General features: G+C 44.5%; 23 protein-coding genes. All 23 read right to left on the bottom strand.

The annotated features are described in order from the left end of the window. Nucleotides 1-3,687, bottom strand: coding sequence for a phage tail tape measure protein (locus LKD71_RS00415; RefSeq protein WP_227613926.1), 3,687 nt, complete (start codon nt 3,685-3,687; stop codon nt 1-3). Between the two features lie 17 nt (nt 3,688-3,704). Continuing rightward, nucleotides 3,705-4,205, bottom strand: coding sequence for a hypothetical protein (locus tag LKD71_RS00420; protein WP_227613927.1), 501 nt, complete (start codon nt 4,203-4,205; stop codon nt 3,705-3,707). A gap of 14 nt (nt 4,206-4,219) precedes the next feature. Further along, nucleotides 4,220-4,570, bottom strand: coding sequence for a phage tail assembly chaperone G (gene gpG / locus LKD71_RS00425; RefSeq protein WP_173903034.1), 351 nt, complete (start codon nt 4,568-4,570; stop codon nt 4,220-4,222). A 17-nt stretch (nt 4,571-4,587) separates the two neighbouring features. Next, on the bottom strand, nt 4,588-5,199 hold the full coding sequence (locus tag LKD71_RS00430) for a major tail protein (protein WP_227613928.1): 612 nt from the start codon (nt 5,197-5,199) through the stop codon (nt 4,588-4,590). Nucleotides 5,200-5,201: 2 nt separating this feature from the next. Then, complete coding sequence (locus tag LKD71_RS00435; protein ID WP_227613929.1) at nt 5,202-5,558, bottom strand: hypothetical protein; 357 nt, start codon at nt 5,556-5,558, stop codon at nt 5,202-5,204. Nucleotides 5,559-5,562: 4 nt separating this feature from the next. Next, nucleotides 5,563-5,994 carry an HK97-gp10 family putative phage morphogenesis protein gene (locus LKD71_RS00440; RefSeq protein ID WP_005422849.1) on the bottom strand — a complete coding sequence of 144 codons (432 nt, stop codon included), beginning with the start codon at nt 5,992-5,994 and terminating at the stop codon, nt 5,563-5,565. 15 nt (nt 5,995-6,009) lie between these two features. After that, nucleotides 6,010-6,333 (bottom strand): phage head closure protein, encoded by a 324-nt coding sequence (locus tag LKD71_RS00445; protein WP_005422850.1) that lies wholly within the window; start codon nt 6,331-6,333, stop codon nt 6,010-6,012. Between the two features lies 1 nt (nt 6,334). Further along, nucleotides 6,335-6,622, bottom strand: coding sequence for a head-tail connector protein (locus tag LKD71_RS00450; protein WP_005422851.1), 288 nt, complete (start codon nt 6,620-6,622; stop codon nt 6,335-6,337). 20 nt (nt 6,623-6,642) lie between these two features. Beyond that, nucleotides 6,643-7,884 (bottom strand): phage major capsid protein, encoded by a 1,242-nt coding sequence (locus LKD71_RS00455; RefSeq protein WP_227613930.1) that lies wholly within the window; start codon nt 7,882-7,884, stop codon nt 6,643-6,645. A 13-nt stretch (nt 7,885-7,897) separates the two neighbouring features. After that, nucleotides 7,898-8,656, bottom strand: coding sequence for a head maturation protease, ClpP-related (locus LKD71_RS00460; RefSeq protein WP_227613931.1), 759 nt, complete (start codon nt 8,654-8,656; stop codon nt 7,898-7,900). Next, the gene (locus LKD71_RS00465; RefSeq protein WP_408610961.1) at nt 8,646-10,019 is read right to left on the bottom strand and encodes a phage portal protein; all 1,374 of its coding nucleotides are present in this window, start codon (nt 10,017-10,019) and stop codon (nt 8,646-8,648) included. Before LKD71_RS00465 ends, LKD71_RS00460 begins: the two co-directional genes overlap by 11 nt. Nucleotides 10,020-10,067: 48 nt before the next feature. After that, a complete protein-coding gene (locus LKD71_RS00470) occupies nt 10,068-11,807 on the bottom strand; it encodes a terminase large subunit (RefSeq protein ID WP_227613933.1) in 1,740 nt (579 codons plus the stop codon). 7 nt (nt 11,808-11,814) lie between these two features. Continuing rightward, nucleotides 11,815-12,342 (bottom strand): phage terminase small subunit P27 family, encoded by a 528-nt coding sequence (locus LKD71_RS00475; RefSeq protein WP_227613934.1) that lies wholly within the window; start codon nt 12,340-12,342, stop codon nt 11,815-11,817. A gap of 123 nt (nt 12,343-12,465) precedes the next feature. Beyond that, on the bottom strand, nt 12,466-12,834 hold the full coding sequence (locus LKD71_RS00480) for an HNH endonuclease (RefSeq protein ID WP_227613935.1): 369 nt from the start codon (nt 12,832-12,834) through the stop codon (nt 12,466-12,468). 330 nt (nt 12,835-13,164) lie between these two features. Further along, on the bottom strand, nt 13,165-13,656 hold the full coding sequence (locus LKD71_RS00485; RefSeq protein ID WP_005422859.1) for a hypothetical protein: 492 nt from the start codon (nt 13,654-13,656) through the stop codon (nt 13,165-13,167). A gap of 24 nt (nt 13,657-13,680) precedes the next feature. Next, the gene (locus LKD71_RS00490) at nt 13,681-14,298 is read right to left on the bottom strand and encodes a hypothetical protein (protein ID WP_227613936.1); all 618 of its coding nucleotides are present in this window, start codon (nt 14,296-14,298) and stop codon (nt 13,681-13,683) included. Nucleotides 14,299-14,321: 23 nt separating this feature from the next. After that, the gene (locus LKD71_RS00495; RefSeq protein WP_227613937.1) at nt 14,322-14,756 is read right to left on the bottom strand and encodes a single-stranded DNA-binding protein; all 435 of its coding nucleotides are present in this window, start codon (nt 14,754-14,756) and stop codon (nt 14,322-14,324) included. Between the two features lie 108 nt (nt 14,757-14,864). Next, entirely contained in the window at nt 14,865-15,410 is a 546-nt protein-coding gene (locus LKD71_RS00500) for a type II toxin-antitoxin system PemK/MazF family toxin (RefSeq protein WP_227613938.1), read from the bottom strand. Next, a complete protein-coding gene (locus LKD71_RS00505; protein WP_005422874.1) occupies nt 15,382-15,573 on the bottom strand; it encodes a hypothetical protein in 192 nt (63 codons plus the stop codon). The genes LKD71_RS00500 and LKD71_RS00505 overlap by 29 nt, the downstream gene beginning before the upstream one ends. Next, nucleotides 15,570-15,947, bottom strand: coding sequence for a hypothetical protein (locus LKD71_RS00510; protein WP_227613939.1), 378 nt, complete (start codon nt 15,945-15,947; stop codon nt 15,570-15,572). Before LKD71_RS00510 ends, LKD71_RS00505 begins: the two co-directional genes overlap by 4 nt. 14 nt (nt 15,948-15,961) lie before the next feature. Next, the gene (locus tag LKD71_RS00515; RefSeq protein WP_005422876.1) at nt 15,962-16,234 is read right to left on the bottom strand and encodes a hypothetical protein; all 273 of its coding nucleotides are present in this window, start codon (nt 16,232-16,234) and stop codon (nt 15,962-15,964) included. Next, nucleotides 16,234-17,601 (bottom strand): ParB/RepB/Spo0J family partition protein, encoded by a 1,368-nt coding sequence (locus LKD71_RS00520; protein ID WP_227613940.1) that lies wholly within the window; start codon nt 17,599-17,601, stop codon nt 16,234-16,236. The genes LKD71_RS00515 and LKD71_RS00520 overlap by 1 nt, the downstream gene beginning before the upstream one ends. Nucleotides 17,602-17,603: 2 nt before the next feature. Continuing rightward, the gene (locus LKD71_RS00525) at nt 17,604-17,984 is read right to left on the bottom strand and encodes a hypothetical protein (protein WP_227613941.1); all 381 of its coding nucleotides are present in this window, start codon (nt 17,982-17,984) and stop codon (nt 17,604-17,606) included. Nucleotides 17,985-17,986: the final 2 nt, after the last annotated feature.

The following is a 17,986-nucleotide window of genomic DNA, read 5'->3' on the forward strand; positions in this document are numbered from 1 at the left end:
TTACCTCCTCCGTTTTATTTCATCTGTGAATTTTTCTTCCACTTTTGAATATACTTTCGTTGCCACGACTTCGCCGTCCATTGTTACATAGACATATACCGTTGTTCCTGTCATAATTGCATTCAACTTTTTATCCAGCATGTCGCCCAGCCTGTCATAGAACTGTTTCAATGGAAGGATTGCTTCTGCTCCCGCTTCTCCTCCTGCCAGCAATGTGTCACCTGCCGCCCCGAATGCAGTCGGTTTCGTCATAATACCGCCGTTCTTATACCAGCTAATGCTGAAATGTGGAACTGATGGCGGATTCAAGCTGAATGATCCGCTGATAGACGGATGTGGCAGTCTCAAATGCGGTAATGACCAGCTGAAGTTGAATTTTGATCGGATCGCACTGATCGCATTTCCTACCGCAGTTTTTGCAGCATTGATCGGTGTTGTGATCGCTCTCTTGATTGCATTCCATGTCGAAGACGTTGCTGATTTCACGCTATTCCATACAGAACTTATCGTTGACTTAATCCCGTTAATCGCAGATGTCACTGCTGACTTTGCGGCATTGATCGGTGTTGTCACCGCAGTCTTCACTGCATTCCATGCCGTCGATGTTCCTGTTTTGATCGCATTCCAGATTGTTGTCACTGTTGTCTTTACTGCGTTGAATACAGTCTGCACCGTCGTTTTGATCGCATTTACGACAGTCTGCACCGCCGTTTTGATCGCATTCCACACTGTTGTGATGACTGTTTTTATTCCATTCATTACAGGCGTGATCACGCTGTTTTTCATGAAATTCCATGCCGTCTGTACCGCGGACTTTATTGCATTTATCACTGTCGTGAATGTTGTTTTAATGGTGTTCCACACCGTCGAGATCGTTGTGCTGATCGCATTCATCACTGGTGTGATCACATTATCCTTCATGAAATTCCATGCCGTCTGTACCGCAGACTTTATTGCATTTATCACTGTCGTGAATGTCGTCTGAATTGCATTCCATACCGTCGTGATCGTTGTGCTGATCGCATTCATCACTGGCGTGATGATATTATCTTTCACAAAATTGATTGCTGTCTGTACCGCGCTTTTGATTGTTTCCCATACGCTTATGATCGTATCTCGACAATTTTCCCAGATAAACCGGAACGGTACGGTTATCAATTCAAATGCTGCTTTGATAACTTCCACTATGAACATGATCGCAACCTGAACCACATTCTTTATTGTTTCCCACACATTAGACACGACATCTTTCACAGCATTAAAGATTGTGCTGATCGTATCGTGTACGGTCGTGCAGAACGCCGTCACGTTTGTAACAATTCCATTCCACACCGTTGTGCAGAATGTTGAAATCCCATTCCAGATTCCTTCAAAAAACGAAGAAATTCCGTTCCAGATTCCTTCAAAAAAGGTTTTCACTCCATTCCAGACAGTTTCCCAGTTAGTTCCAAACCATCCAAGAAAAACATCCGCTACACCTTTGACTGCTCCGATTATTGTCGAAAAATATTCTTTCAGACCATCCCAGATGCTTGAAAAAATTCCTTTTACAGCTTCCCACGCACCAGACCAGTCACCACTGAATACAGCAGAAAATACATCCCATATTCCAAGAATGACATTGAAAGCTGTTTGTAATGCGATTGCAATCGTACTGAAGGCAGCTTCCAACACTGGTGCAAGCAAATTACAGAATCCGTCCCAGATTGTTTTTATTGCTGACGTCACGTCGCTGAATGTAATTCCTAACGCTGACAGTCTTTCACTGATTCCTGCTGCAAATGTTGTGAATGCATCTTTGATTTTCTGCCAGATCGCCGTGATCGTATTTCTGAAATCCTCATTCGTATTCCATAAATGAATAATGACTGCTGTAATTGCTGCAATCACTCCCACTACAATCGCCGCTGGTGATGTAATCAATCCCAGTGCTTTCGTGAATACTCCTGAAAATCCGCCTGCTTTTACAAGTCCGGCTGACAGCGTTCCAAGTGCGCGTGATACATTTGCGCTGAACGTGATCACTTTCCCCAATCCCATCAGCATCGGTGCAAGTGCTGCCACAAACATTCCGACGCGAAGAATTGTTTCTTTTTGTCCTTCGTCCATTGCATTCAGTTTGTCCACAAAGTTCTGAATATGTGTCACAATATCACGGATTTTTGGCATCAGAATTTCCCCGAAGCTGATAGCAAGTTCCTGAAGTTGTGACATCAGGATCGTGATCTGTCCCTGAAGATTGTCATTCATTGTGTTTGCCATCTTTTCAGATGATCCATCGCAGTTGTCGATCGCTCCTGCCAGCTTCTCAAAATCTTTATCCGATCCGTTTATGATCGCCAGCATTCCGGACATTGCTTCCTTTCCGAATAATGCCGCTGCTGCCTGTGCCTGTTCCGCTTCTGACAGTCCACCCAGCTTCTGCCGCAGCTGTTCCATCAGTTCACGCAGCGAAAGCATCTTACCGGAACTATCTGTCAATGATATTCCATACTTATCCATCGCAGCCGCGACAGTATCTGTTGGCTTCGCAAGGTTCGTGATGGCTCCTCGCAAAGATGTTCCCGCCTGGCTGGACTTGATACCTGCATTTGCCATCAATCCGATCGCAAGCGCAGCATCTTCTGCTGTGTATCCTAACGATCCGAGAACCGGGGCTGCGTATTTAAACGTTTCACCCATCATCGACACGTTGGTATTTGCATTCGATGATGCTGCCGCCAAAATATCAGAAAAATGACTGGAATCTTTTGCCGAAAGTCCGAAGGCGGTCAGGGCATCTGTTACGATGTCGGATGTCGATGCAAGATCTTCTCCTGATGCTGCCGCAAGATTCATGATGCCCTCCAAGCCGTCCATCATGTCCTGCGTCTTCCATCCAGCCATCGCCATATACTGCATCCCCTGTGCAGCTTCTGATGCGCTGAACTTTGTTTTTGCGCCCATTTCACGGGCTTTTCCTCGCAGTTTATCAAGATCCGTTCCTGTTGCTCCGGAAATTGCTGATACTTTCGACATTTCACTGTCAAAATCCGCTGTCGTCTTAACAGCCGCAACTCCAAGCCCTGCAATACCGGTCGATAACGGAAGAAGTTTCTGCCCCACACTCGTTAATGTGCCGCCAACCTTTTCTGCTTTTGCTGCATATTCATCAAACGGCGCACGCGCAAGTTCTGCGTTCACATTTTTCAATTCCGCTTCCATTTCAGTCAGCGCAGCTTTCGACTGATTCACTGCCGCTTCCTGCTTCGTGATCGCTGTTTCTGTTTTTGTGATCTGGTTTTCACTGGTGGACAGCTGCGAAGACAACTTTTCATATTCTGCCTTCAGCTTCTGTGTTTCTTCGCTGTCTTCGCCTGTCGCTTTCGCACTATCTTCATATGCTTTTTTTGCCGCTTCAACCTTTGTCTTCAGCTGATCGTGCGCTGTTTTTTGCAGTTCCAACTTCTGTTTTAAGTTGTCATACTGTTGTCCATTCTGTTGCACGATCCCCTTTTGAACATCTATCTTCGATGTCAGTTCGGTCACTCTTGCACGCAGGGCGTCCTGCGCGGATCCGCTTAACTTTGCTTGTGCCGCAGCCAGCGAATGCTGTGCCGTCAGGTTTTTCATCTCTGCTGCTGCCTGACGCATCGCCTGCTGATACTGCGACGTTTCTGCCCTAATCTCAATTAAGGTCTTAGCCATGTTTCGCGTTCCTTTCTTTACTTCTCATCGACCGTCCTAATCTCGAATGCCGCATGATCTAAAAGGCTCATGATGTCCGCTTCTATGCACTGCTGATATGAGTTTTTCATAAGATTGATACAGATCTTCACTATCCGATCCACATTTTCCCTGCATATCTTCCACAGGTTTTCACCCGGATCTTCATCGTTATATCCATTTTCTTCGTCATATGCGTCGAAAGCAGATTTTTCTTTCTGTATCTTTTCAGGATGTTCTGGATTAAGATCCAGAAATTTCTTCGTGATCACATCCTGCATCATGAAATGGATTTCTTTCACAGCTGACAATACATCTTCCGGATCGGCTTCTTCCACCTCCCGCTGTCTTGCTCCGAATACTGTCATTAAAATCTTCGTATTCGCTTCAAAAGCATCACTGATCGAATCACTGTCATTCCGTTCCATGATTTCCGTATATCTGCGATACATTTCCACTGAAATCGTCGTGCAGACATATTCTTTGTGTCCACACGACAAGATCAGTTCCGGCATCACTTGCCATTTGTAAAATTTTTCGCGAAGTCTTCCGTTCTTTTATCAACCTTTTCACCCACTGATACATCCATCAATGCAAATTCCATCACGATCGAATCCGGTGTCATTCCGGTTTCAGCATCCAGCATGTCATCTGTTGTGAACTGGTTTCCGTACATTTCAACAATAACGTCCATCATATCCATGAACTGCTGTCTTGTGTACAACGCCCGTTTCGCTTCTGTGTCCATAATGCTGTCGCGCACTTCCAGATAGCGCAAATATGCCATCGTGGACATCTTCTGCGGCATCGTATATTCTTTGTTGCCGATGATAATTGATCTTTTCTTTGTTTTAGCTGCTGCCATTTCTTTTCCCTCCTGTTTTATGCTGCATCCGGTTTTTCCTGAACTTTTGAAAACCAGTCTTTGATCGCTGCCGCTGCTTCTGTATGTTCCGTAAGAAGATTGCTTTCATCAACGCTGCATTCATATCTTCCATCCATCTGACGGGCATAAAAATCGCCCTTCAATGTTGCTGTCTGCGTTGTTTTTGTTTCCCCTTCTGTTTCGTAATTATCTTCAAATCCCTGACCGAATCTTCCACAGTACAGCCATTTGAATTCATACTTGCCATTCAGCTTCTTCGCGCGCCATCCAAGCGCAAGTTCTGGTGCTTTGTCATCCTTCGTCTTGATCAGGAATCCTTTTTCATACAGATGCCCGAATACCTGTGACTTATCCTGTGGCGCCAAACTGTTCACTTCCAGTTCCACGCTTGTCCCTTTGTATGACATGTTTACATCTTCAACCGAATCATCACTGTAAATTTTTTCAGTTTCAAATTCATCGCTGATCTTTCCTGTGATCGCGCGTGCCAACTTTGACGGCGTTTCTGCCACGTATTCCGTTTCTGTATTCGTTGTAACTTTTGCGATATGAATATCTCTGAACGATACAGTCCTGCTTCGCACGATCTTTTCTTTTTCTGCTGCCATGTTTATTCCTCCATTTCCTCTGCTTCTTTCAAAATTAAAAATCGCATCGCATTGATAAAGATCCCCGTATCTGTTTCATTCTGATCATTTCCTTCCTGAAATAGAAATCCGTTTTCCTTCATCAGTTTTTTTATTCTTTTCACAAGTGCCTGCTGATCGCTCCGTGACCAGATATTCACTTGTATGCTTGCCGCTTCAATTTCACATTCATCATCTGAATGTGCATCTTCTGTGTCTTGTAGCTTCCACAGTGTCACATGAAGCCGTTTCAGGCTTTCGTCATACCATCCTTGCTGTACGATTGTTCCTTCATCTGAAATCGGCTTCAATGCTTCCGCCGCCAATCCAATAACATCCACTGTTTTATCCTCCCAGTTTTTCGTTCAATGCTTTCTGGTACTCTTGATCAGCTATCATGTGATATTCGCTTTCGCACTCCGATTTCGTATTATTCAGGAAGTCCCGTGGCGGCATTTTTGATGTCCCCCACTCCACAAACTTCATGTAAAACCAGTTTTGCGCGTCGCCATTCAATTCCCATCCGACTTCGCCTTTTTTGGTCGTTACCTTCTTAGGAATGTTGTCCCGCGCATGTCCCGGCGGTCTGTATCCATTCCGTCCTGACTTCGAATTGTCAGCAGATCTTGCCATGTGTGCCTTCATCTTCGGTTCTGTAATATCGGCGGATCTCTGAAATATTTTTTTATTGATCGCTCCGATTTCAGCACTTGACGACAGGGCTTCCACACCACGCTGTACTTCCTCAAATCCTTCAAATCGGAACGATATTTCCATCTCTATTTCCTCCTGTCAGTCGTGTCTGTTGGCTTTCAGTTGCACATACTGCCTGTCATTTTGTTTGAAATCCGTTGCATAAATGTCATATCTGTCGCCTTCAAATTCGATCAAGAAATCTTTTGCATGTACTTTAATCTCTTTTATACGTCTGCAATATCTCACTTCAAATACGATTGCATTTTCCAGTCTGACATCCAGTGCTTCATACAATTCCTGCCCGTAAAGGTTTCTGATCTCACACCATGCTTCATAAAACAGTGTCGGTTCTTTTTCCTGCTGCCGTCCGTTTTCCAGACTTTTGTTTCGCTTATAAAATTTGATCCTTGCTGTTGCCATGCTATCCCCTTAACGTTTCTTTCAGCATCATTGACTGAATCGCGTACCTGATGCGTTCCGTTGAATCAGATGTGATTTTCCCGTTGTTGTACATTCGATCCCTGTGATCGTATAATTCCTTCACATACGAACAGATCAGTATTTTCTGCCTATTTGTTGGCTTTTCCGGATCGAATGACGGAATCAGTTCCTTCATTTCATCTATGACAGCATCATGCATTAGTTCGATCATGCTGTCATCGTCTGTATAATCGACGCGCAGATACTGCTTTAATTCCTTTAGGCTCATATCATCACGCCCCTTTTTTGTTAGCCAGCCACAGCAACGCTGATTTCTCCTTTAACAACCGCAGTTTCATCGACAGACTGAACGTCAAATCTGTCACGAACCTTGATTCCCGTCAGATCCTTCGCCCACAGATCTCCCGCTTCAGTAGAAAGTTCGATCGTCATTTTCTCACGGTCAAACAAGGTAACAGCTTCCTTCAGATCTCCCATGTATACCGGATATTTGTAACCAGTCACATCGTTTTTGTCAGATCCTGTTCCGCCTTTTAATACATTTGTGCTTTTCAGTGTCTTATTGCTCACAACCTTTACCGGATACTTGCCAAAAAGAAGTGTCTTTGTTGCATCTGTCGGATCCGGCTGCATGATGTACTTGCCATCCTTATCCTTCAGCTTGTCCATGTAGTTAAAGCCATCCTGATTCGTCAATACAATAGAACTTACTGCAATCGCCGGATCCAGCTTCACGTTGAATACATCTTTGAAATCATCAAAAGTCGCAACCGCAACTTCTTTTCCTTTTGTGATTGTGTTAATCACATTCAGAATTGCAGCATTTCTTGTCGCTCTTGACTTCTTTGCGATCCACTTATTCAGATATGCAAGGATATTCGTAGCAGTGTCCTGAAGCAGTTCGCGTGTTGTCTTCAGAATTCCGCCCTTTTTCTTGATTGCATACTTGATCTGTTTCAGGTTCGGTGTTTCTTCCTCTCCGAATTCTCCACCTTCATCCACGTCGCCCCAAGGTGTACTGTCTGCATCAACTTCGATCACACGGGATCCACTCATTGTCGCTACCTTTTCGACATTGACGTACTGTTCCAGATCGTTTTCTGTACGGCGCAGTTCAATGATGTCTGTGCTTACATCCTCCGGAACCGTAAAACCTCCATCCTCGTCTACGCCTTCCTTCATCATGTTTTTGAAGCTGTCCATGATCTCCTGATCTTCTTCCGGCATAGCACGTTTACGAAGACCACATACGATCCTGTTTACAAACGCTTTGCACACCTGCGCTTTGCTGTACTTTTTAGACTTCTGACCATCTTCAATTTCCTTCACCTTCCCATTGTGTAAAGAATCCTTGATACCATCGTCATCGTCTTCTTCCATTTCCATCAGCATGTCGAATTCTTCCTGCATCTCACGAAGTTCCGCCATCTGATCCTTCATTTCCTGTGTTTTTCCCTGCCCCTGAAGACCTCTGATCGCATTTTTCTTGTCATTGATCTTCTTCAGCAATGCCCTTGCTGCTTTGCTCATTCTGTTTTCCTCCTTAGATTCCGAAAAGTTCCATTTCTTCGATGATTGCTTCTTCTTCGGCTGTAATCTTCGCCGTCACATCATCTGCGCTTTGTGTTTTAATGCCTTCTGGTGCTTTTTTGAAATTCTCCATCATCCAGCCAACACAGGCGGCGACCGCTGGACGTTCTTCGATCTGCACATCGAAGATTTCCTTTGCTTCCTCTGCCGTCATCCATGTTTCGGCATTGATCAGATCTGTGACTTGTTCTTCTGTCACGCCTTCTTTCACTCGTCCCATATATATGTCCGTGATGCTTTTCTGACATTTATCCAGTTCACTGATCAGCCGCTGAAAATCATCCGCATTTCCATATGCCCATGACAGCGGTTTGTGAATCATGATCTGCGCTCCCGATGACATTACAATCGAATCACAAGCCATCAGGATCACGGATGCGATCGACGCAGCCATTCCGTCCACGATGCCTGTTTTATGTCCGGTATGCCGTGATAAAATGCTGTGAATTGCTATCCCGGCAAATACGTCACCACCGCCACTGTTGATGTACACCGTCAGTTCAGCCCCCGGTTCAATCTGATTCATAAAATCCGATATATCCTGCGGGCATGTATCTTCATCGCACCATGCTTCCCATGTTGAAGAAACAATGTCACCGTATATATACAGCTCTGCTGCATTATTCGATACATTTCTGAATTCCATAAATCCAGTATTTTCAATCTTCTTTGTTTTTGGATTTCTCCGTGAAAAATTGAATTTATTCTTCATCGTTTTCCCCTCCTTCCTGCGATTCTTTTTCATCAGGTTCTGTTCCGGTCGTGTCTGCCTGATCTCCTTCTTCCGGATCCTTTTGCGTTTTCTGATCCGTTTCCGGCTGTATAGGAAGCACGCTTTGCTGCTGTGCATTTCCCGCTTTTTCGTACTGCTTTCCAACTTCTGTGATCGGAATATAATTTCCGTTCACGATCAGCTGATCACCGCCTTCTGCATCCATCAGATCCAGTTTTCGTCGACATTCATTCACTTTTTGAATTCCGTTCTGGACACCTGTTGCGAAAATCTCCATCTGTGTCTTGCTGTCAGTTCTTAGCAGAACTTTTTCATTCAGTTTGTAATATTTTCCTTCGCTGAAGGCTTCTTCATCTGTCAATAACTTATAATTAACCTCTTCTTCGTACTGCTTTAATACAAAAAGCATCGTGTCTGTTAGGAATGACAACTGCTGCATTTCGCTGTTGTTGTACGAAGATTTTGTGTAATCATTGATCTGATTCGGCTTGATTCCGAATGCAGCTGCGATCTGAAGTGCTGAATATTTCTTTAGTTCGATGAACTGACTGTCCGAAAGTTTAATATCCAGTGGCGTCAGCTTCATCCCAAGCGGAACCGGAATGATTTTTCCTGCATTTTTTGCGCCTGATCCGAATTCTTCAAATGCCTGCACCAGTTTTTCTTTTAAATCTTTGTTCAGATCTCCTGTGTATTCCAGTGTTGCTTTCCCAGTCAGTCCGCTTTCATATAAGCTGTTCAGATAGTCCTGTGATGCCGCTGCGCCCTCCACAGTCGTCTTCAATATCGCCTGCACAGGAAGCCCCGTAATACCATCCAAGCTGTGTGATGTCTTGAAATGCAGAACTTCATCTGTCCCGAACACATATTGCTGCCCGCTGTATTTATCGTTGTAGACATACCAGATCTTTCCTCTTCCTCCGAAGTATCCTTCATCATCCACTACAATCTGCACGCAGTTCGACGGCATAATCCACAAGTCCATGACTTTGTATTCTCCGCCGTATTTTTTTCTTTTGAACTTCGACCTGACATATACATACGCATTTCCGAAGTGATTTCGGTTCATTTCCACGGCATTCCAGAAAGCTGTGGGCGTCATAAACGGATTCGGTCTGTTTTTCAGCAGTTTCGCAACATCCGACAGTTCTGGTTCAATGATCCCTTTTTCAGTTTTTTGATAATATTTCCACGGTATTTTTGCCAGCGTTTCAGACATCATTTTCAAACATGTGAAGTACGTTACTTCCGCCATCACATCCTTGTTTTTTCTTTTCACACCAAGCCATTCAAGAAATGATTCTTCCTTCATCGCTGGTGATGTTTCCACGGTGAAGTTCATTTTTTTTGCAATCCATCCTTTGAACTTCTGCCATACATTCAACCCGCATCACCCCCTCGCCTGTTTTTTCTTACTTGCTTCATATAGTTTCAGCCATTCTTCGACCGATTCTGCTGTATTCTGTTTCACTTCGCCTTTCATTGCAGCTGTCCATGCGTCAATGATCGCATCTATCACGTCGATTCGTTCTGTCTGATACTCTTTGTCGATCTTGATTTCTCCGAAACTGTTGGAAGTTGTCTTTGCATTCGCGATCGACCATTTGATCATCGCGTTTCCATCGTGTTCCACATTTCCTGATTCAATTTCAAGTCTGAAATCAACCGTTGCATCATTCAGTGCCTTTGCTGACTGTGTTACAGCCACGCTGTCGAATCCCAACGCTTCCAGATCCGTCAAGAAAGCTGACGCATTATGCGGATCGTAAAGAATAAATTGCACATCCAGTTCATAATCGGTGATGATTTTTTCCAAGTAGGTTAAAATATACCGATAGTCAGTTTTTACCCCGCCCATCGTTTCTGTTACCGTCACAAGTCCGTCGCGGATCCATAAGTCATATTCCGTCCGGTCTGTTTTGATATGTTCTTCAACCCTTCTTTTCGGTATGAAACTGTGTGCATGAACAAAATATTTTCTGACATCATCTTTCAAGAACGGAAATACGATCGCCAGTGATGTCAAATCTCCACCAGCAGAAAGATCCAGCCCCACATAGCACTTCTGTCCCCGAAAATCCTCTAGTGTCTTCTTTGTCGCGCCATTTTGCCACAATTCCATGTCTTTCAGATAGACATCATTCGTCCATTGAATCCACATGTTCAGCTGTTTCACAATGAAATCGCGCAAACTGGATCCGCCCATTTCTTTCGCTGTTTCAGCAATCGGAACCATGTTTTCAAGTGCTTCCAAATCATATTGCAGGATCGGATTCGCCTTGATCCAGTTCTTCGGCGTCCACATGTCGTCTGTTTCATCCATTTGTGCGATGTATACAAACTGTGAATCATTGTGTGCAATGCCTTTCAGTACCTTCACGCAATATTCATACAGCGCATAGCATGGTGACTTCAGATCGAACCCTGCTGTCGTGATCACGCTGATCAACGCAGATTTCATCTTCTTGATTCCGCCTTCCAGAAGTTTGTACATCTGGTCATTTTTGTGTGCATGGTATTCATCAACAATTCCGAGATACGGGCGGAATCCGTCGATTGACTTCGTATCTCCTGAAAGTGCCTTTATTTTGCTATGCGTCAGCAAACAATCTATTGTGCTGTTGTGTTCGTGTACATTGAAACATTCATCCAGATCAGGATCCGACCGGATAAACTTCACAATTTCATTGAATACGATCAGCGACTGATCTTTTTTCGTTGCTGTGCAGTATATCTGACCGTATTTGTACTTCTCAAAATTTCCGTAATATGCAGCCAGAATTCCATTCAGAAAAGATTTGCCGTTCTGTCTTCCAAGTTGCACATATGATGTTCGGAATCTTCTGTGTCCGCCTGTTTTTGTCCGCCATCCGTTCAGATTTCCGAGAATAAAACACTGGAATGCGTAACATTCGACCTGTTCTTCCTCTTCGCCTTCCGCGATGGTCAATGTTTCAGCGAATTCAATGATTCTTTCCGCCTGCTCCACATCAAAATAGTATTTATATGGCGCAGCCTTTGACTTTTCGATGTCGTCCAGATGACGCTTGCAGGCAAGTTTTACCAGATCCCCGGCAATTATTTTTCCCGCAAGGACATCCGCAGCGTACTGTGTCGTTCTGTCCTGCATCGCATCATCACGCAAACTTGTCTTTAAATTTGTTTGTCTTCGGTGCTTCCGGTGCTTTTGGAATAATCAGGCGGCATCTTGACGATACTGTCAGTCCAAAATCTGCCGCACCCTGTCGGCACTGTTTGAAATACCTGTCCTGAATGATCGCCAGACGTTCCACCTGACTGTTCACAACCTCATGTTCTGCCATGATCGGATAGCCTTCTGCATCTTTTTTTCCTGTGTCGTATGCCGCAGTTACCATCAGTGGCTGCTTTGCGATCGTTTCTGTCACTTCTCTGTATTTCTCCTGCGCGATCACTAACCGCGCCAGTGCTTCCACGTCCAAGTTTGAAATCAGGTCGATCGCCCGCAGTTCTTTCACCGTTTTTCTGAATGCCTTTTTCTGCGTAGCTGTCAGGTATGACGGCGGCGTCACTCTGTCCGACGGTGCTTTCACTTCCGTCTGTTCTCTTTCTGCGATCTCTGCCTTTGTCAGATGTTTCTTCCCTTTTGCTTGTACCAGCGCGATCGGCTGTCGTTGTCCTGCCATTATATCGACCTCCTTTCCCGCTGCTTTTCCTTGCGGATTGTGTCAGAATCTGACACATGACCGTTTGCCCTTATATCTGAAATTTCCGTGGGGAGTTTTCTCCACAGAATAGAGGGGGCGCGACTAATCCAGCCTGGTCAAAACTTTTTCGATACCCCCTACCCCTTTCCAGTGCTGCTGGATAATGTTCCGCAGCAACTCCTGTGTCTGTCTTTTCGTTGCTTCATCCTTCTTGTACAGCGCACTGATGATCCCGTGGTTTCCATTGCTTAACGGGAATAGGTTTTCCACGTTCAAGCGTTGTGTCCAGTCTTCTTCTATCTCCGTGATGTGGTGTACCATGTCAGCCACAACAATCTTGTGTTGAACATAGTACGCATACATGTCCAAGCTGTCATATAAAGACAGTGCAAACGCCCGTACTTTGCGCCATTCCGCCGACACATAGAAAGCCGCTGCTTTCTTATTTCTTCGGCGCAGATTGTATTCCATATGCCTTGACATCTTGTCGCTTTCCTTTGCTTCACAGTCCGGACACAGGCGTAATTCCTGCGGTATCAATGCCCCGCATTTACATCTGTGTAATAGCACTATGTATCACCTTCTTTCGTGCTATATACACACTGCACGCAGGCATCTTTGCAGATGCCCGTCGCAGTGTTCAGAAGGGCGTGGAAATGGCAATAAAAAAGCGACTGCACATTTCTGTACAATCGCTTCTTGCAACTTTCCACGCTATCAGTTTACATCTTTCATCCCACCATTAAAACCCCAGCTTTTCCCCAACTTTTCCCCAAAAAGAAAAGCAAAAAGGATTTCTTTTTAATATTTTTCAACGCCATCTATCCCGAATAACTTCACTGACATTTTCCTGATCAATTCTTTTGACCATCTGGACGGTGTGTTCTTTCCGCAGTTCTGGATGTCTGCAATCTCTTCATACGATGCCCCATCAATATAATGCATCTTAAAGGCATCGTATTTGTATGTCATTTCTTTCGTTTCATATTCTGCCCGCAGTTCTTCCATTGCTCTGTCAATATTCGCAATCATCATCGCTGTCTTCATTTTTGATCTGCGAACACTTCCAAGATGTGCGCCTTCTCCTCTGAATATATCATACTGTTCTTCCTTCAGTTCTTCTTCCTCTGATACTGCGCTTTCAATATGTCTTTTCATTTCGATGTATTCTTCCATCAGCATCCGTGTGTTGTGTAGTACCTGCTGCCTGCGGATCTGTCTTTCCGCTTCCAGTGCTGTCTGCACCACCTTCTTCACGAAGGTTTCTTCATTCTTTTCCTTTTCCTGCTCCATATTTGCCACACCATCCTTCCTTTATTATCCTTTTGTCGTCTTCTTTTTCGGCGGTCTATACTGCTGCCGTTTTGGTCGTTTTACCATCGGTATTCCTCGCCTTCTGCGCTCATTGTTTGACATCCGGCTTTTCTCCTCATAATATCGCCGCCATAATTCTCTTTTTCTGATCTGTGTTTCTGTCATCGTATTATTTTCATGTATACGTCTGAAAACCTCTGATATTTTGTCAGCTACCCGCCGTATATTCTCCATCATTTCTGCAAATGCCATATTCAGCTTCACGGCTGCATCACTGATCATTTTCAATGTTTCTGCCGCCTTATCTGGCGACAGATTCCATTCTGCTTCCGTTTTTCTGATCACTTTTTCCACTTCCTCCGGTTCAACCTGCATTTTAGCCGCAATATAAAATTTTCTGTCTTCATATGCCGGAAGATCTTCGATTTTTCGGATTTCTGCATCTTCTGTTTCCCCTTTTTCTTCCGGTAGCGGAATATCATTTATAGGAATTACCATTTCCGGCTTCTGGTCTTTTTCTTCGACCTGAATTCCGCCTTTTTTGTATTTTTTCATTCCGATCTTCATTTTTGTTTCTTCGATCACCTGTCCCACTTTTCTAAACGCTTCTTTCAGCCCCATATCGTCACATCCTTCCTTTTTGCCTAATCGAAAGGCAATTCTTCGTCGATGCCTTCCGGTATATTCATAAATCCATCGTTTTCCGTCTGCTCCGGTTTTTGATGTCCTCCTGCTCCGCCGGATCCCTCTGCTGCCGCTTTGCTTTCTGCGAATTCAATGTCTTCCGCGATCACTTCCGTCGTGTATACTTTGATATTGTCTTTATTTGTGTAGCTTCCCGTCTGGATCCGCCCAGTCAATACAATCTTCGTTCCCTGATGCACATACTTTTCCACAAATTCCGCACTTTTCCCAAAAGCAACGCAAGAAGGAAAGTCAGCATCTTGCTGACCTTCCTGTTTTCTTCCTCTTCTATCGACCGCAAGTGTAAACCTTGCAATCGCCATTGAATCCTGCCCCTGTGTGTATCTCACCTGCGGATCCCGTGTTAAACGTCCCATTAAAATCACTTTGTTCATGCTTTTCTTCCTCCCGCTTTATGTATCCCACCGGAATTAGTATTCTTCTTTCTCCTTTGTCTTCAACGTCGTATACTTCCCCTGTCGCAAGTACAATCTGTGTTTTGCTCATTCTCGCCTTTCTAACAGCCTTTCGGTCATCTGTTCATACAGCTTCTTGAATATATCTCTTTCCGTCCTTGCCTTGATCAGTTCTTCGTTTGTTTCCATCTGGACTTTCGTTTCCGTCTTTTTCTCCTCTGCTTTTTTCTCTTCTTTCTGATCAGCGACAACTGTTTTGTCCTTTGTCGTCCCCCCATCGCCTAAACCGATCGAGATCATCAGCCCTATGTCGATGTTCTGCATCTCCTGCGCTGTACACACTCCGATGTATTTCCCAATGCGTTCCACAGCGACTGTGTGGATCTGTTCACACAAAACAGTGCTGACGCGCCCTGTTGATCGAATCGTGCAATGTGTCGGAAGTTCATTCTTCGGCTGCGTTGTCAAATATACAACTTCCAATGTCTGACTATTTTTATTATTTTTATCATTACTGACGATCACGCCCGGTCTGTCTGCCTGCTGTTCGCTTCCTGTGTTGTATCCTCCCCGGCTTATATAATAGATTTCTCCTCTTTTTACATCATCTTTCGGAAGTGTTGTTATCTGCATCTTTCCTTTCTCCTTTCCTGTCCATATCTTTAATGCCCTGACTGATTGCCTTTGCTGCAATTATGATCAGACCTGCAAGAATCACTGCTGCCAGTATCATCACAAGCCAGATCAGCAACGATCCTGTTGCATTTATCATTCTTTCGATGTTCATCTGCATCATGATTCGATTTCCTCCTTGTATTGTTCCTTCAGCATAATCATTCTTTCTTCCTGCTGCTTCTTGATCTTTTCAATCTTTGTGACCAGACGCTGGATCGTCTGCGCCCGACTTCGGATCTGTCTATGCAGTTTGATCTGTCGTTCCACCTGCTGCCGCTTCTGAATCAAGAACTGCATTTCATGATCTACAATCATCACTGTGTATTTCTTCCCGCATTCCTGACAGGCAAAATACTGTTCTGTCACGTTAAATCCTTCCGCCTGTCTTGCGATGATCCTTGCTTTCACATTTATGTGTTTAATTACAGATCCGCAGGCGTCGCAAACAACTTCTGATCCGTTTCTGTACACTTCTTCATTGAATTTCTTTTCCATGTCGTTCTCCTTTCCTATGTTGCAGGCATCAGGATATCTTGACTGTTTTCCTGATCCGGCTGCGCGTGTGCAGGCATCACCCCGCACATATGCGCCATCATTGCAGCGATCGCTGTGTCAAATTCCGGTTCCAGCTTTTCGTACTGATCATCCGGCATCGTTTCCCATAGCTTTGTCTGAATTTCTCTGATACCGATCATGGCATTCATCAATCTATCCTGTGTCAACAGCTTCTTCGCGCTGTATTTCTTTAATTCCGGTTTTACAAATTTGTTTTTATCTGCCATCAGTCTTCATCCTCCAAGTCAATCAGCCCCAATGCTTCCGCATCGTAGACATCCATAATCCCGATGACAGCATATCCTTCAATGATCGCACTGGATGTCTGTGCATCGTCGGCGCATGTGATGCATACACGCATCTGTTCACCTGTTGATCTTCCATCACGGAATGCAAGCAGTGTCAAAATGTCCTTTTCTTTGTATCCTGCCTGATCCTCTTTCACAATCATGTGGCGGATCTTTCCTTCTTTGATGTCTTTTAATAATTCCGCTGACACTCGCATCATCCGCGCTTTCTTTTCATCCGAAGGCAGGTTCTGCATCTTTTCTTCCTGCTCCATTTCAGTCAGCTTTTTCGCCGTTTTCCTGTCGATTGCCGCCTGTTCTTCGTCATATCGCTGTTCCGGCGTCTTTTCAGCTTCTGCCTTATCAACATAACGATCACAGTCCTGACATGTCCCTGTTTTCACGTTGCATTCTGAATATCGCTGGCATGAATAGCAAAGTGATGTGATGCTTTCCGGATGTGCCTGCTGCCATTCTTCTTCCTGCTCCTCTTCTGCTTCCTCCTGCTCCCATTCCTCCGGATCTTCCGGCAAATTCATCTGTCCCGAAATTTCTGCTTTCTCTGCTGCTTCTTCGATCTCTTTCTTTGCCTGTTTCACTTCTTTTAATGACAGCCCGCCTTCTTTGTACTTTTCCAGCAGTTCCATCTGCTTATCCTCTGCCATTCCGCTAATTTCATATGCTGCTGAGAAGGTCAGGCGACCTTCTTTCAGTTCTGCCGAAAATTCCGGAATCAAATGCTTGTTAATACTTTCAATCTGTGCAATCTTCGTTCCGGTCGTGTTCATGATTGAAGCGATCACATCACGCAGACGTCCGCTGTCCAGTTTGTACCCCTGAAGCGTCAATCCATTATCTTTCATGTACTGAAGCGATTCCTTCAGGCGTTTTTCCTCTTCCAACATGTCCACGATCGTCTTGTCACGATACGCATTCGCAATGATCAGCTGTACCATTTCTTCATTCTCTTCAGCTGCGCTTTTGATCTGGCATGTCACCGTTTCAAAATCTTCATATCCCTTTTCCAGTAACAAATTCAATGCGCGCCATCTTCTTTCCCCGGCGATGATCTTATATTCTCCGCGTTCACACGGTGCATATGCCACTGTCATATTTTCCATCAGACCAACCGCCAAGATCTCCTGTGCCAGCTGTTCAATTCCCGGCATCGAATAAAAATTTCTGTCATTGCTGTAAATCTTCCGGATGCTAATGTCCCGTGTCCGGAATCTTGCTTTCGGTTTCTCTTCTGCTGCTGCCTTGCTGTTTTTATTTAAGGCATCCATTACGCTCCATCCTGCTGCCATGTTTATTCCTCCTCTTCTTTCATCGTGATCGTTATCTGTTCCAGCACCTTCCGGCTTGCGTTCTTCACATCCGCGTGTGAATCACTTCTGTCTTTTTCTATGTACTTCTGAATCAAACGCTTTGTCTTCTCCGGATCCAGAATGATCCTAAACTTCGCAATCGCTTCATCGAACCTTTTCTGTATCTGTTTATCCGTCATATTTCTATCATCAATTTCATGAAAGATCGGTTCCGCTTCCGATTCGTCAATCTGATCAATAATGTCTGTGATCTCCTCTTGCAGATCCTGCATTTTCTTTTTCAGTTCGTCCGCCTGCTTTGCCCTGTCCTGAAGCTGGTTAAATGTCTTCAGGCTGATCGTTACCTGTCCATCAATTTCCATGT

It is taken from the genome of Fusicatenibacter faecihominis, assembly GCF_020686945.1.
Taxonomy (GTDB): domain Bacteria; phylum Bacillota; class Clostridia; order Lachnospirales; family Lachnospiraceae; genus Limivivens; species Limivivens faecihominis.